Raw genomic sequence first — 14,553 nt, 5'->3', positions numbered from 1 at the left:
GAAAGGAGCGTGTAATTCAAGAGCAAATAACTGCTTTTGAATCCTTTCAACCAACCCGAACGATCGTTCTTATAACGGTGCGGGTTTAGTTCAGTGCGCGCCTTTTTTTCCTTTGAAAGTCCATAATCAGCTTTATTTTTTATGGATTTTCTCTTGACTTATTACCACAAGTCTTGAATTAGCGTGATTTCCGTATATATCTGTTAGGCTTATTGGTAATTTTACACAGGAAACAGGAAAAAGCAAAGAAATATCGAATATAGTATATAGGGTTGTAATCGCTTTCAGTTGAGGCTGCTAAAAAAACTAAAGTTTGAAGCATGCTTTCCTATTATAAAAGTAGAATATAGAAGGAGGTTTTTTAACATGGAAGAAAAAGTATTGCAAAATTATATTGCTGGTGAATGGGTAGATGCGGAGAATCGGACGTCTGTATTTAACCCCGCAACAGGTGAGGAAATCGCCCAAGTGCCTCTGTCGGAAAAAATAGACGTTGACGAAGCGGTAGCAGCAGCGAAACTCGCCCAGAAAAAATGGGCGCTCGTCCCAGCACCACAGCGAGCCGAGATTCTTTACCGGGTCGGTTCACTCATGAAGGAGAAAAAGGAGCACCTCTCCCGTCTCCTTACAATGGAAAATGGTAAGGTGCTGGAAGAGGCAAGAGGAGAAGTCCAAGAGGGAATTGATATGGCGTTTTATATGGCGGGGGAGGGAAGACGATTATTCGGTCAAACGACCCCAGCGGAATTGCCGGATAAATTCGCGATGAGCGAGCGGGCGCCAATAGGTGTTGTAGGCATTATTACGCCGTGGAATTTTCCGATTGCGATTGCGACATGGAAGTCCTTTCCGGCGATTGTCGCAGGAAATGCCGTCGTCTGGAAACCGGCAACAGAGACACCAATCATGGCTTATGAACTGGCGAATATTTTTGATGAGGCTGGGTTACCTAAAGGGGTGATCAATGTTGTGTTTGGGACAGGTCGTACAGTTGGGGATGCAATGGTGCATCATGAAGATATCCGGGTGATTTCCTTTACGGGATCGAATGAGGTTGGTCGTAATATCGCTGCTGATTGTGGAAGGCAACTAAAGAAAGTGTCTCTTGAAATGGGCGGAAAGAATGCGGTTATTGTGATGGATGATGCCGATCTTGATTTAGCAGTTGAAGGGGTCGTTTGGAGTGCATTTGGGACAAGTGGCCAGCGCTGTACAGCATGCAGTCGGGTTATTGTCCATGAAGCGGTGAAGGAAGAATTTGAAACACGCCTTTTAAAGGCGATGAAAGGTTTGACGATTGGTGACGGTTTGGAAGAGGGTATTAAAGTCGGACCGATTATTAATCAAGCAGGTCTTGAAAAGATTGAGCGTTATATCGAGATTGGAAAAGAAGAAGGGGCGAGGTTACTCGCTGGCGGGCGCGTACTTACAGGGAATTCCTATACGAAAGGATATTATTTTGAACCGACATTATTTACAGATGCTACTAGTTCGATGCGCATTGCCCAGGAAGAAATATTTGGACCGGTTGTTTCCATTATACCTGTAAAAAGTTTTGCGGAAGCGATTGAGGTGAATAATGGGGTAACGTACGGGCTATCAAGTTCAATTTTCACTCAGGATGTTAATCGAGTCTTCCAGGCGAAGCGGGATTTGGATACAGGAATTGTTTACGTGAACGCAGGAACAACAGGTGCTGAAATTCATTTACCGTTTGGGGGAACAAAAGGAACGGGGAATGGTCACCGTGATTCTGGTGTCCAGGCTTTAGATGTATTTACCGAATGGAAAGCGGTCTATGTTGATTACAGCGGGAAATTGCAGCGTGCCCAAATTGATGTGGAAGAATGATAGTTTATAACACCTACAAACGGGGGGATGCAGATGAAAATCGGTGTTCTTGGTTCTGGATTGATGGGGACAGAAGCAGCAAGGGATTTAGTGAACAATAAAGACGTACAAGTTGTAGGACTTGCGGATGTTGATTCGGGGAAGCTGAAGCGAGCGGAGCAAACAATTGATTCGAAAAAACTTGCTACGGCTAAGGTTGATGCAAGTGACTCCGGTGAATTAGGCAAGTTTATGAAGCGGTTTGATGTCGTCATTAATGCGCTTTTTTATTCCTTTAATGAAATGGTTGCCAAGACGGGAATAGATGTTGGTACACATGTGGTAGATTTAGGTGGGCACATTGGCGGGATGACAGACCGGGTTTTAAGTTTAGATGACAAGGCGAAGAGTAAAGGAGTTACAATTATTCCTGACCTAGGTGTCGCGCCAGGGATGATTAATATTCTTACGGGCTACGGGGCAAGCAAACTTGACCAACTTAAGGAAATTAAGCTTTACGTGGGCGGGATTCCAGTTCGTCCCGAGCCGCCACTTGGATACAATCATGTATTCTCGATGGAGGGAGTTTTTGACCATTATACAGATCCGTCACTCATTATCCGTGATGGAGAGCAAAAATTAATCCCTTCCTTATCAGAAGTGGAGGAAATATATTTTGAAAAGTTCGGTCCATTAGAAGCATTTCATACGTCAGGGGGAACTTCGACGTTAACCCAGTCGTATTCGGATGTGCAGACATTGGAGTATAAGACGATTCGCTATCCTGGTCATGCGGAAAAGTTCAAATTACTCGTTGACTTGAATTTGACAAAAAAAGATATGGAAGTGGAAGTAGAAGGGAAAAAGGTGAATCCGCGCAAAGTTGTCTTACAAGCGATTGATCCAATTGTGGATCTTCGGGACAAGGAGGATGCGGTGTTACTCCGGGTTGCCGTTACTGGAATGAAAAAAGGGGAGCCGCGAACGTATCAGTATGAAATGCAGACGTTCAAGGATACGAGCAGAAATATAACCGCGATGGCACGGGTGACAGCAAGTACGATCTCGATTGTCGCTCAGCTAATCGCTGCAGGAACGATTGCAAAGAGGGGAGTCTATCCGCCTGAGCGTGCAGTCCCTGGTGAAGTGTATATTGCTGCGTTAAAAGAAAGAGGGATAGAAATAAAGGAAATGCTCCTTTAAGTAATAGAATGAAAAAGCCTTCCAAGCGTAATCTGCTCGGAAGGCTTTTTATTTTTCGAGTGGGACAAATGCTCTGACCCCCATGTCCCGTTATTTTGCTGCTTTTTGTAGTTTGTTGATGATTTTTAGGGATTTGCCTGTGCCGATTGCGACTGCTTCAAGCGGGTTTGGTGCCATGTGTACTGGGACATTCAGTTCGCTTGCAAGCCATTCTTTCATACCCTGCAGCAAGGATCCTCCGCCTGTTAAAACAACGCCGTGATCGACAATATCTCCACTTAACTCCGGTGGACAGTTTTCAAGTGTAGCCTTCACTGCATCAAGAATTTTAAGGAGTGGCTCTTTAATCGCCTCATGAATCTCGGTTGACGTAATATCAATTGTTTTCGGCAAGCCTGTCACCATATCCCGGCCGCGGATACTCATCATGTCCTCTTTATGGTTCGGATGAGCATAGCCGATTTCCATTTTAATATTCTCGGCTGTCCGTTCCCCGATTAAAACATTATAGGTTTTCCGGATATAATGAATGATTTCTTCATCTAAATTATCTCCTCCGACCCGAATCGAGTTCGAGGAAACGACTCCACCAAAGGAAATAATCCCGACCTCCGAAGTACCTCCGCCGATATCAACGACAACACTTGCAAGTGGTTCGTCTACTGGGAGGTCCGCCCCGATTGCGGCTGCAACTGGTTCTTCAATTAAGTGTACTGTTTTTGCGCCGAAGCTTGTGATTGCATTATGAATTGCTCGTCTCTCAACAGCAGTGCTGCCTGCTGGTGTACAGACGACAACAGTTGGCTTCCGCATGGAGACGCCGATTTTCTTACTTACTTTCTTTAATAATACTTTAAGCATCTGGGCGGTAACATCATAATCAGCAATGACTCCGTCCCGGAGCGGGCGAATTGGGATTATGTTTTTCGGTGTTTTCCCGATCATTTCTTTCGCTTCTGTACCAACTGCAACAACATCTTTAGTATTCACATCAATCGCTACAACAGACGGCTCATTTAAAACGACACCTTTTGTTTTTGAATAAATAAGGATATTTGCGGTTCCTAAGTCAATTCCAATTTCTGCATTTGAAAACATGTTAAATCCTCCAATGTGTAATTTCATCTATTCTTGTTGAATTAATCAATACATTAATGAGATAGTCCTCTTGCAATTATAAACTGCCTCTCTTTAACGTAAAACAGCTTAGGGGGGGAAATCAAGTAACATTTCAATTACATTTTCTCATATCTTGTAATAAAAAATCATCTTTTTTGTAATAAAAAGTCGATATTTGGAGGGTGTCAAGGGTGTATTTCTAGCAAAAATTGCCATAGCACTTAGCAATTTCCTTTATTCCAATTTTTATACGGACTCTAAAACGATAGGAATCTTATGTTTTTCGCAAATTCTATAACCTCTAGTAAAATGGAAGAATCAATTGGAAATCTCTCCCGTAAATATTACAAAAAAGCTGTGATATGATGATTTTGCAAGCAAGGCAACACAAAAATAAACATACAAGGAGAGGTAAACATGCTTCGCAAAATAACAATCATTACTGCAGCAACTGCAATCTTGACATTTGGAGGTGGTGCGTTCACATCTACTGCAGATGCCAAGTCTGTTGAGCAGCAGTCACCATATAAAATCCATTACACTATTAATGGAGAGTCAGGAAGCCTAACACAGGAAGAAGTTTCTAATCTATTAAATAAAGCTTTCGATAAAGTTCAAGCGAAATGTCTTACAAACTTCGATTGGGAGCGAATTGAGAAACTCATTGGAGTAGGGAAACAAGAAATAGAGAAAGAACAAGTTGAAGTGGAAGAACCTGCTAAAGAAGCAGAGCAGCCGGAACAAGAACAGCCAGTTGAAAAGAATAAAGAAGTAAGTAAGCCACAAGAGAAGGCACCGGTCCAAGAACAACCGGAAACACCTGAGGCACCAAATGCGACACCACAACCGCAACCAGAGCAGCCGCAGGAGTCCCAGCAGCCAGCAGAGGAAGCAGGACAGCAAAATGAATTAAGTGAATTTGAAGCTAAGGTCGTTGAACTTACAAACGCAGAACGGGCAAAACAAGGACTTGCACCGTTACAAATCGATAATGAACTAAGTAAGGTAGCTCGCGACAAATCAAAAGACATGGCTACAAATGGTTACTTCGATCATAATAGCCCTGTCCACGGTTCACCATTTGATATGATGAAGAACTATGGCATCAACTATAACGCAGCTGGAGAGAACATCGCTCAAGGTCAGCGTTCACCAGAAGAAGTAGTAAATGCTTGGATGAACAGCCCCGGCCACCGCGAAAACATTATGAACAGCAGCTTCACCCACATTGGAGTTGGCTTTGTTGAGCAAGGAAACCACTGGACACAGATGTTTATTGGTAAATAACTAAAGCGGAAGCGCCCTTGCAGGAAAAGTACGCGACGTCCTGTCGCAATTCCCGGGACTGCGATTATCGTCCCACCGAAGGGCGTTTGCACTAGCACAACCAGTGCCTCGTAGCGACGTAAAGACTGTACTGATCCGTAAGAGATAAAGGAAACATGCCCCTTTAGGGGGTAGACGTGAGTTGGGCCTTGGCTCGTTCATAGTCGGCCTTCCTTTTCACTTTGAACTGATGTTGACTTATCGCACGGAGGTGAAGGAGGTCTCGCTAGTCGCTGGGCGCTGGAGCTGGATGTAGCTTTTCAGCAAAGAACGAATATATTCTGTTATTAACGATGATTGATTAGGTAAATAACATAGAGGAAAAATGAGGAGGCTGAATGCAGTCTCCTCTTTTCTTTGTCTTAAATGATGGAAACTTGCTACAATAGAGGTAAAATTGTCACAGTGTAACTGTCTGTTTCACTTCCATATTTAGAGGAACAAAGGCGTTGAGTGATTAGAGAGTTCTAATGACTCGTTTGAAGGTGATTCCAGATCATTCGAGTGAATAGCGGGGATCTAATCGATCGAATGAAGCAGACTCCAGTTCGTTCGAGTGAATAGGGGGCTCTAATCAATCGGTACAGTGATGTAGAGCAATTTTATGAAGCTTATCAATGCGAAAGTTGAATTATCTTTTAAAAAAGGTCAAAAAACAAAGCGGGAGATTAACAGCCAGTAACGACCTGATTGGTTCAACTAGCAATCAGTGGGGAAGGAAAAGAACACCCCACTGTTGAAATTTCACTTTATGCTTAATGATGGAGATTTTTGCAGCAGATCGCGTAAGATATAGTAAACAAGAGGTGATGGTGATGGTACAAGGTTCTACAAATCTAAATACAGAGCTGACCCAGGATTGGCTGCAGAATTATGTCGACGACTGGGTTAAATTTTACCGGAAACATACAGTGGACGGTAAACTTGCTTCCTATATCCCACAGTTAGAAAAAGCGGATCCGAATGCCCTAGGAATTATTATTATTGGTAATAATGGGATGACAATACAATCGGGTGATATCGATACAACATTTTCTATCCAAAGTGTTTCGAAGGTCTTTGCTTTTATTGTTGCCTGCATGCAACGTGGTATGTCTTATGTACTGAACCGGGTGGATGTGGAGCCGACGGGGGAGGCATTTAACTCCATTATGCACTTGGAAATGAAAAAAATTGAAAAACCATTCAATCCACTAGTGAATGCTGGTGCGATTACGGTTACTTCTTTACTGGAAGGCAAAACGTCAGATGAAAAGTTGGAAGGTATTTTCCAGTTGTTTGAAAAAATTCTCGGCCGCCGTCCGGAATTGGATATAGAAGTGTACGAATCTGAACGGGAAACGTCAATTCGCAATCGGGCCATCGGTTATTTCCTATTAGAAACCGGCGTACTTGAATCGGATTTGGAAATAACATTGGAAACGTATTTTAAGCAATGTTCGATTGAAGTGTCAGCGGAAGACCTTGCAAGATTAGGACTGATTCTCGCTAATGACGGTATAGATAAGATGACCGGGGAGGAAGTGATTCCAACGCAAATTGCAAGACTGGCAAAAGTGTTAATGCTTACTTGTGGAATGTACGACGCCTCCGGAAAATTTGCTGCCTATGTTGGGATTCCTGCAAAAAGTGGTGTCTCGGGTGGTATAATGGCTACAGTACCACCGCGGGCAAGGGATGAGTTGCTGCCATTTATGGATGGCTGCGGAATCGGGGTATATGGTCCAGCTCTTGATAAACAGGGGAATAGTACCGCGGGTATCCGCTTGTTGCGCCATATTGCGAGCCACTGGGATTTAAGTATATTTTAAGGAGGATCTCTATATGTGCGGCAGATATACACTACTAGGGGATCAACTGGAGCTTCTAGATGAATTTGCATTAGAACAACCGATAGATGATTTTCATGAAAGTTATAATGTAGCGCCAGGTCAACAAGTGCTCGCAATTATCCATGACGGAAAGAGAAAGCGGGCCGGCTATTTACGCTGGGGACTTGTACCTTCTTGGGCAGATGACCCGAAGATTGGTTATAAAATGATTAATGCAAGAAGTGAAACAGCTCATGTGAAACCGAGTTTTAAACAGTTGATGGCGAAAAGACGTTGTTTGATCATTGCGGATAGTTTTTATGAGTGGAAACAAACGGACAAGGAGAAAAATCCACAACGGATTCAAGTGGCAGATAGGAAGTTCTTTGCTTTTGCCGGGCTTTGGGATAAATGGACACAAGGTGATGAGACGTTATTTACTTGTACAATTTTAACAAAGGATTCCCATGGATTCATGAAGGATATCCATCACCGAATGCCAATCATTCTACCGAAACATGCAGAAGATGAATGGATTCAGCCGGTGCAATTCGCTCCCTCCCAAGTAAGTGAACTTTTAAAACAATTTGAGGATCCAACATTCACAGCCTACCCCGTCTCCACTTACGTTAACACCGCCAAAAACAACGACCAACAATGCATTGCGGCTTTAGCTTAACGGGACATGGGGTCAGAGCATTTGTCCCATTCCGAACTGGGACAAATGCTCTGCCCCTCATTAGTACATATGGTATGGAGGTTAATAGAATGAGGAGTCGAAATTTACTCTGGATTGGTTTATGTCTGCTCTTACTCGCTGCTTGCGGGAATAACGAAGATACAGTTGCAGCTAAACATAATACAAATGATGAAATCAATCAGCAAATACAGGAAAAGCTTCCTATCGATCGGGGAATCGAGGAAGATGAAGAAGAGAAGAAGGCGAAAAGCGCTTCTATTACAACTGAGATGGAAGAGAACACGGCTTCAGATACAGAGGAAGATGACACGACACCAGAGGACGAGAAGACGGATTCACTCGCATCTTACACGAATGAAGAGATTGAATATGCACGCATTTGGTTGCAACTTGGACCGGATCATGAGATCGATGAATTAAATGTCCGCCATATTGCAGAAGGGGAACCACTTAATCCAAATTGGGAATCAAGTGCTACTTATCCGGAAGATGTCATTCAACTGACGGGTAGCCGTTTAGTTGATGGTTCAATAACTTATAGCGGAAATGGCGATGGCACGATTAATCGCTACTATGTTCCGTTACGCTGGGAAACGAACATTCCAAATGATTTTAGTGAAGAAGATATAAAGATTTTCACGGAGTCGTTCATCACAACAACAAAATTAATCACCATCGACCCAGCAGAAGGGCAAGAAGTCATCTCCCTCATCGAAAAAATAAACAATGGTTCTTAAAAGCCAGATAGAGGGGCGGAACCACAGTCTCTGTTTAACATGAAATGGCAACTCCATCAGATGGTCATACAGATGGAATTGCCATTTTTAATTAAGAAACTTTTGCCCTTTTCTCTGCTGCCTTTTCTTCTTTCGCAACTTTGAGGAATCGTTTCGTCTCGTATGCAACTACCCCAGACAATCCAAGCAGTCCTATCAAGTTAGGAATAGCCATCAGTGCATTGAAGATATCCGAGAAAAGCCAAACGATATCAATTAGCGTAATGGAACCGAAAAGTACGACAAAAACCCATACCGTGCGATAGATCGTGATGGCCTTTGTACTTTTAAAGAGATAGTTAAAGCATTTCTCACCGTAATAAGACCAGCCAATCAGTGTGGAGTAAGCAAATAAAATTGTTGCGATACCAACGATATACATGCCAGGCGTCCCGAGAAAGACGGCAAAAGATTCACTTGTTAGAGCACCGCCATCAATCCCTGTCTGATGCAAGTCAGCCATAACAATTGTAATTCCAGTAATACTACAAACGATAATCGTATCGATAAATACTTGTGTCATAGAAACAAGTCCTTGTCTACCCGCATAATCGGTCTTGGCTGCAGCAGCTGCTATCGGTGCAGAACCAAGGCCTGCTTCGTTGGAGAAAATACCCCGGGCAACACCATAGCGGATCACCGTACCTAAAATACCTCCTCCAATCGCATTTGCCGTAAAGGCATCGGTTAAAATGATATTGAAAGCAGTTGGTACTAAATCAACGTTCAGAATCATAATAATTAAACCGCCAAAAACATAAAATACAGCCATAACCGGTACAAGGTAAGCTGTTACTCGTCCAATGCTTTTAATCCCGCCAAGAATAACAATCGCAGTAATAATAAAAAGAACAATACCAGTAACCCATGTCGGGATATTAAAAGTGTTTGAAGCAGCAGCTGAAACGGAATTCGCTTGAACCATGTTTCCGATACCAAACGCAGCGATTGAACCGAAAATTGCAAATAAAATTGCAAGCCACTTGGCATTTAATCCACGTTCTAAGTAATACATCGGACCACCGGCCATTTCACCTTTCGCATCTTTCACCCGATACTTTACTGCAAGAACCGCTTCCGCATACTTAGTAGCCATCCCAAAAATCGCCATAACCCACATCCAAAATACAGCTCCGGGTCCACCCGCGATAACTGCTGTGGCAACTCCAACGATATTTCCTGTTCCTACCGTTGCCGCCATTGCAGTTGTTAATGCTTGATAATGGGTGATATCCCCTTCAGATAATTTGTCTTGCTTCCTACGGCTAAAAGCATTAATTAAAGCAGTCGGCAGTGCTGTAATCTGGACAAATCCAAGTCTAAAGGTGAGGTAGAGCCCTGTACCAACAATGAGAATCAAGAGAGGCGGTCCCCATACAAAACCACTTACCTTGTCTAGAAAATCTACCATTTCATCATCCCCCTATCCTTTTTGTAATTCAATTTATACTATCTAATATTCCGAATATTTATAAATAAGTCAAGACTTTTTTGAATTTTTATTTTAAATTTTATAATGGTGTAATAAAACGGTGTAGTAAAACGAAGAACTTCGATAAAAAAACAGAGATTATTACAGCTTTCATTGATTCATCTAAATTAATTCGCTTATAATATAAGATAATGATAGAACATGGTATGATAGAAAAAGAATTGGAAAAGGAGAGAACAAAATGGGACAAAAGAAATTAATCGCTGGCGTTGTAGCAGGAGCGTTACTTGGTGCCCTCGCAATGCAATTTGATAAGGATGCACGCAACTATACGAAAACCTGTCTGAACAAATTAAAAGACAACTCAGGTGACCTGTTAAGCAATCCGACGGAAACGGTGCATAAATTACGTGATTCATTCGATAAATTGAATGCGAATATTTCTGTTGGGGCTGAAAATACGATCAATGCGCTTGAGCAAGTAGAATCCACACTTGACCGCTTAGTTAGTAAAAAATAATACGATTACGGAAAATAAAGAACATAGAAGGAATACCCCATCTTAAATCTTGTGATGGGGTCATTGTCTTTTATCGGTGGAGGATAAGAAATTGAAAAATCTCATCCCAGTTTTAAAAGAATTTTATGCACGAATGGAGAAAGTCGACGTTTTTGGCTTGGCGGCACAGCTGGCTTATTTTTTCCTTTTGTCGCTTTTTCCCTTTCTGTTGTTTTTATTTAACTTAATCGGTTATTTCTCTTTGGACGAAGAGGTTATTTTACAAACCATTGTCAATTATGCTCCACCACAAGTATATGATTTAATCGAGTCAAATATTGAATCAATGCTGCAAATTCAAAGTGGTGGCCTCCTATCCGTAGGAATCATCGGTACACTCTGGGCAGCTTCTAACGGGGTAAATGCAGTCCGGAAAGCATTGAACCGCGCTTATGAGATAAAACCGAAGAGAATATTCATCATCTACCGTCTCTTATCCATACTGCTTACCATTGGGATGTTTTTTGTCGTCATTGTTGCATTATTATTACCGGTGTTTGGAAAGATGATCGGAGAATATTTCTTCTCTTGGTTCGGTTTTTCAGCTGAGTTCTTGCAAATATGGGAGACGTTTCGTTGGGTGACTTCTTCTATCATCTTTTTTATTGCCCTTGTTGCACTGTATCGGCTTACTCCAAATCGGAGGGTGTACTTTAGGCATATTGTTTGGGGAGCGCTATTTTCCACGGTCGGCTTCCAATTGGTATCTTGGGCTTTTTCCTTTTATGTAGGAACACTTGGGAATTATTCAACAACCTATGGAAGTCTAGGAACAGTTATTGTACTTATGATCTGGTTTTATTTATTTGGAATGATTGTGCTGATTGGTGGAGTATTAAATGCTTCTCTGCATGAGCAGGCATGGAGCAAAAAGACGTTCGAATGAGGCGGTTAGGAGTCTGACTGCCTTATTTTAATGTGTAGACTGTTTGCACTATATTAATCGCCAACTATAACAGACTTTACTCCTGAATATTTAAATAGGTTACATATCTGTTGTAAAAGAAGGAAATGTGTTACAATCAAAAATGAAAAAACATTATAACAGGAGGGGTATATGTGAAGCGATTCGTATTATTGTTGGCTATTGGTTTGATCACTCTCTTAGCCGCGTGTGGCGGAGATGATAAAGAAAGCACTTCTGCGGGCGTTTCAGAATCTGAGGTGACGGATGAAGTTTGGGAGAAGATTCAGGATGAAGGTGTTTTGACAGTTGGCACTGCAGGAACGCTCTATCCATCGACTTATTATCCAGAAGACTCAGATGAACTGACGGGTTATGAAGTAGAAATCCAGAGGGAAATCGCCAATCGGTTAGGTGTTGATATCGAATTTGAAGTCATGGGATTTGATGCAATTCTTACAGCACTTGATTCAGGACGTATTGATATGACGGCGATGGGACTTCGCGGGGAGAGAAAAGAAAAGTTCTCTTACACACAACCGATTAAATATTCTTATGCAACGATGATCGTTCGTAAAGATGATCACTCGGGCATTAACAGTCTGGAAGACCTCGAAGGAAAAATTGCCGGGGGGGCTGCTACAACGGTATATAGTGAAATCGCTGAGAAATTTGGGGCAGAAGTAAAAACATACGGAAACGCGACTAATGATGCTTATTTAAGAGACGTACATAATGGTAGAACAGACGTCGTTATTAATGATTATTATTTACAAAGTCTTGCAATCCAGGCATTTCCTGAGTTTAATATTGAGCTCCATCCGGATTTAAAATTCCACACATCAACAGCAAGCATTGTTATGCCGAAACACGCAGATAAGCTGCATCAAGAGGTAGAACAAATAGTTGCGGACATGCTAGAAGATGGAACTTTAAAGAAAATATCAGAAGAGTTTTTTGATGGACAAGATGTGTCTGTAGAGCCGGAAGAAGATATTATAGAAATTGAAGGTATAGCGAAATAAGTAGGGATGCTCATGTTTGAAATAGATTATATCCAATTGAGTAGTTTATTTGACCTCGAATTGGCGCTTGAAAGCTTGCCTTTCTTGTTAAAAGGTGTGCCGATGACATTGTATCTCTCCGTGCTTGGCATGGTGTTCGGTCTCGTGCTTGGTTTCTTTCTAGCCCTTGGAAGGGGTTCTGAAAGATTCATTTTAAGATTCCCATCAAGAGTTTATATTTCATTTATACGCGGGACTCCAATGATCGTTTTTCTTTTTATTCTTTATTTTGGATTGCCTGTAATCGGAATCGAGCTTTCTGCATTTACGGCAGCAGTACTTGCATTCGGTCTGAATAGTGCGGCATATATAGCTGAAATTAATCGTTCCGCGTTAAATAGTATTGATGTTGGGCAATGGGAATCAGCAAAAGCGCTCAATATCCCTTACTGGACGACGATGAGAAAAATCATTTTGCCACAGGCGGTGAGGATTGCGATTCCGCCGTTATCGAACGTATTCTTAAGTATCGTAAAAGGAACTTCGCTTGCCGCGATGATTACGGTGCCTGAACTATTCCAGAAAGCTCAGATTATAGCTGGAAGAACGTTCGACTCGATGACAATGTATATATTAGTTGCTTTAATTTACTGGCCGATATGCGGACTAATATCTGTTCTGCAAGATCGTCTCGAAGACAGGTTTAGTGAATATCTATAAAAAAGTGAAACTTCATTCAGTGGGGTATCCTTACCTCCCCACTGAATGTTAGTTGAACCGAATTAGGGATTTACGGCTGTATATCCCCACCTTCACATATTGGGAGCATATCAAATTGAGGTGTGTGGACTTTTTTTACTTTCTAATGACACCCAGCTTACTACAAAAACTTGACTTACTGTTGCTTTCCTTCCCTATCGAAGAATAAGGCACTGACAATGCGAATGAAAACATGCGGGCCTCTACAAGAACGAACGGATCCGCATATTTTTTGTGCTGCCCGCGCGTATATTTTTCCATGAAGCGAAAAAACTATAGGAAAAGAAAGGATGGAGGTCTATGAACATTAAGCGTTTATCCGGTATGATTGCTGCATTTTTCATCCTGCTTACATTTCCTGTAGTATTTTTTGCTGAGGAAAAAAAAGAAACGGAAGAAAATTTTGAAATACCGAGTCATGTATTAGATATATCAAAGGAAAACACGGTGCAAAGTGACGATTCCGATAATGAAGTCGTTGAGCCGAGCAAGGAGACGAAGGAACTTCTGGACAGTGCCTCTGTTGCAATTGAAAACTCGGAGTTGATTCAACAGCTGAATGAGACAAGTATCGATCCGTCTCCAATTGGTTTCGGGTATCGTGGAGAGATTTATCTTGGGCGCTGGCCATTACAGTACGAATCATTGGAAACAGGAGTGAATTGGGAATACCAGGCTATTAATAAAAATGAGTTCCAAAACGGTCCCGATGGTCAGCAGGAGATGAACTATATTCAACAGGAACATAAGGAAATTAAAGGAATGCTCACGAATAAGATTGCTAATGCAGAAACGGTAAGGAAAATGGTACTGCAAAAAGCGAAAGATAAAACCAAGCTTCCTCTTTCCTATGAAGTGGAGATAGGGCGGAATACAAAAATGGCTCATGGTTATCCTGTCCCTCCAGAAAAATTAGGAATTCTTGAAGCGTATACACCAGCTGTTCATGAAAAGGGCCGGGTAACTTTCGGAGAAGTATATATCCAATTAAAGGGAACAAAAAAACAACTAACAATTAAAAATGTAACAAAACAGGGAATCGGAGCATGGATTCCTGTCCAAAACCACCTATCCTATTCCTTCCAAGTGAAGTAAACAGGCGGGACACGGGGGTCAGAGGCAATGTCCCA

General features: G+C 42.0%; 13 protein-coding genes. 11 read left to right on the top strand and 2 right to left on the bottom strand.

Translation table 11 applies throughout. From position 1 onward, the window contains the following. Positions 1 to 366: 366 nt before the first annotated feature. Together WKU33_RS15235 and WKU33_RS15230 are read left to right on the top strand one after the other, a co-directional pair. On the top strand, positions 367 to 1,851 hold the full coding sequence (locus tag WKU33_RS15235; RefSeq protein ID WP_340455385.1) for an aldehyde dehydrogenase family protein: 1,485 nt from the start codon (positions 367 to 369) through the stop codon (positions 1,849 to 1,851). A gap of 33 nt (positions 1,852 to 1,884) precedes the next feature. After that, positions 1,885 to 3,033, top strand: a complete 1,149-nt coding sequence (locus tag WKU33_RS15230) for a saccharopine dehydrogenase family protein (RefSeq protein ID WP_336252148.1) — start codon at positions 1,885 to 1,887, stop codon at positions 3,031 to 3,033. A 90-nt stretch (positions 3,034 to 3,123) separates the two neighbouring features. On the opposite strand, the gene mreBH is transcribed toward WKU33_RS15230, so the two are convergent. After that, a complete protein-coding gene (mreBH, locus tag WKU33_RS15225) occupies positions 3,124 to 4,131 on the bottom strand; it encodes a rod-share determining protein MreBH (RefSeq protein ID WP_156856625.1) in 1,008 nt (335 codons plus the stop codon). Positions 4,132 to 4,569: 438 nt separating this feature from the next. Between mreBH and WKU33_RS15220 the strand changes: the two genes are divergently transcribed. The 4 genes from WKU33_RS15220 (at position 4,570) to WKU33_RS15205 (ending at position 8,726) form a co-directional block, all read left to right on the top strand. Next, on the top strand, positions 4,570 to 5,439 hold the full coding sequence (locus WKU33_RS15220) for a CAP domain-containing protein (RefSeq protein WP_336252147.1): 870 nt from the start codon (positions 4,570 to 4,572) through the stop codon (positions 5,437 to 5,439). An 854-nt stretch (positions 5,440 to 6,293) separates the two neighbouring features. After that, entirely contained in the window at positions 6,294 to 7,289 is a 996-nt protein-coding gene (locus tag WKU33_RS15215; protein WP_340455389.1) for a glutaminase, read from the top strand. Between the two features lie 13 nt (positions 7,290 to 7,302). Continuing rightward, positions 7,303 to 7,968, top strand: coding sequence for an SOS response-associated peptidase (locus WKU33_RS15210; protein ID WP_340455382.1), 666 nt, complete (start codon positions 7,303 to 7,305; stop codon positions 7,966 to 7,968). Positions 7,969 to 8,057: 89 nt separating this feature from the next. Then, positions 8,058 to 8,726 carry a hypothetical protein gene (locus WKU33_RS15205; protein ID WP_340455380.1) on the top strand — a complete coding sequence of 223 codons (669 nt, stop codon included), beginning with the start codon at positions 8,058 to 8,060 and terminating at the stop codon, positions 8,724 to 8,726. 91 nt (positions 8,727 to 8,817) lie between these two features. On the opposite strand, the gene WKU33_RS15200 is transcribed toward WKU33_RS15205, so the two are convergent. Then, positions 8,818 to 10,176 carry an alanine/glycine:cation symporter family protein gene (locus WKU33_RS15200; protein ID WP_336252146.1) on the bottom strand — a complete coding sequence of 453 codons (1,359 nt, stop codon included), beginning with the start codon at positions 10,174 to 10,176 and terminating at the stop codon, positions 8,818 to 8,820. Positions 10,177 to 10,438: 262 nt separating this feature from the next. Between WKU33_RS15200 and WKU33_RS15195 the strand changes: the two genes are divergently transcribed. The 5 genes from WKU33_RS15195 (at position 10,439) to WKU33_RS15175 (ending at position 14,518) form a co-directional block, all read left to right on the top strand. Further along, a complete protein-coding gene (locus tag WKU33_RS15195) occupies positions 10,439 to 10,717 on the top strand; it encodes a YtxH domain-containing protein (RefSeq protein ID WP_156856620.1) in 279 nt (92 codons plus the stop codon). 91 nt (positions 10,718 to 10,808) lie between these two features. Next, positions 10,809 to 11,642 (top strand): YihY/virulence factor BrkB family protein, encoded by an 834-nt coding sequence (locus tag WKU33_RS15190; RefSeq protein WP_336252145.1) that lies wholly within the window; start codon positions 10,809 to 10,811, stop codon positions 11,640 to 11,642. 173 nt (positions 11,643 to 11,815) lie between these two features. Then, positions 11,816 to 12,685, top strand: a complete 870-nt coding sequence (locus WKU33_RS15185) for a transporter substrate-binding domain-containing protein (RefSeq protein ID WP_156856618.1) — start codon at positions 11,816 to 11,818, stop codon at positions 12,683 to 12,685. Between the two features lie 6 nt (positions 12,686 to 12,691). Beyond that, the gene (locus tag WKU33_RS15180) at positions 12,692 to 13,384 is read left to right on the top strand and encodes an amino acid ABC transporter permease (protein ID WP_156856617.1); all 693 of its coding nucleotides are present in this window, start codon (positions 12,692 to 12,694) and stop codon (positions 13,382 to 13,384) included. A 339-nt stretch (positions 13,385 to 13,723) separates the two neighbouring features. Then, a complete protein-coding gene (locus WKU33_RS15175) occupies positions 13,724 to 14,518 on the top strand; it encodes a YfkD family protein (RefSeq protein WP_340455377.1) in 795 nt (264 codons plus the stop codon). Positions 14,519 to 14,553: the final 35 nt, after the last annotated feature.

It is taken from the genome of Oceanobacillus sp. HCA-5259, from assembly GCF_037892815.1.
GTDB classification, from domain to species: Bacteria; Bacillota; Bacilli; order Bacillales; family Amphibacillaceae; genus Oceanobacillus; species Oceanobacillus indicireducens.
This window is presented reverse-complemented; position numbering and strand designations above follow the sequence as displayed.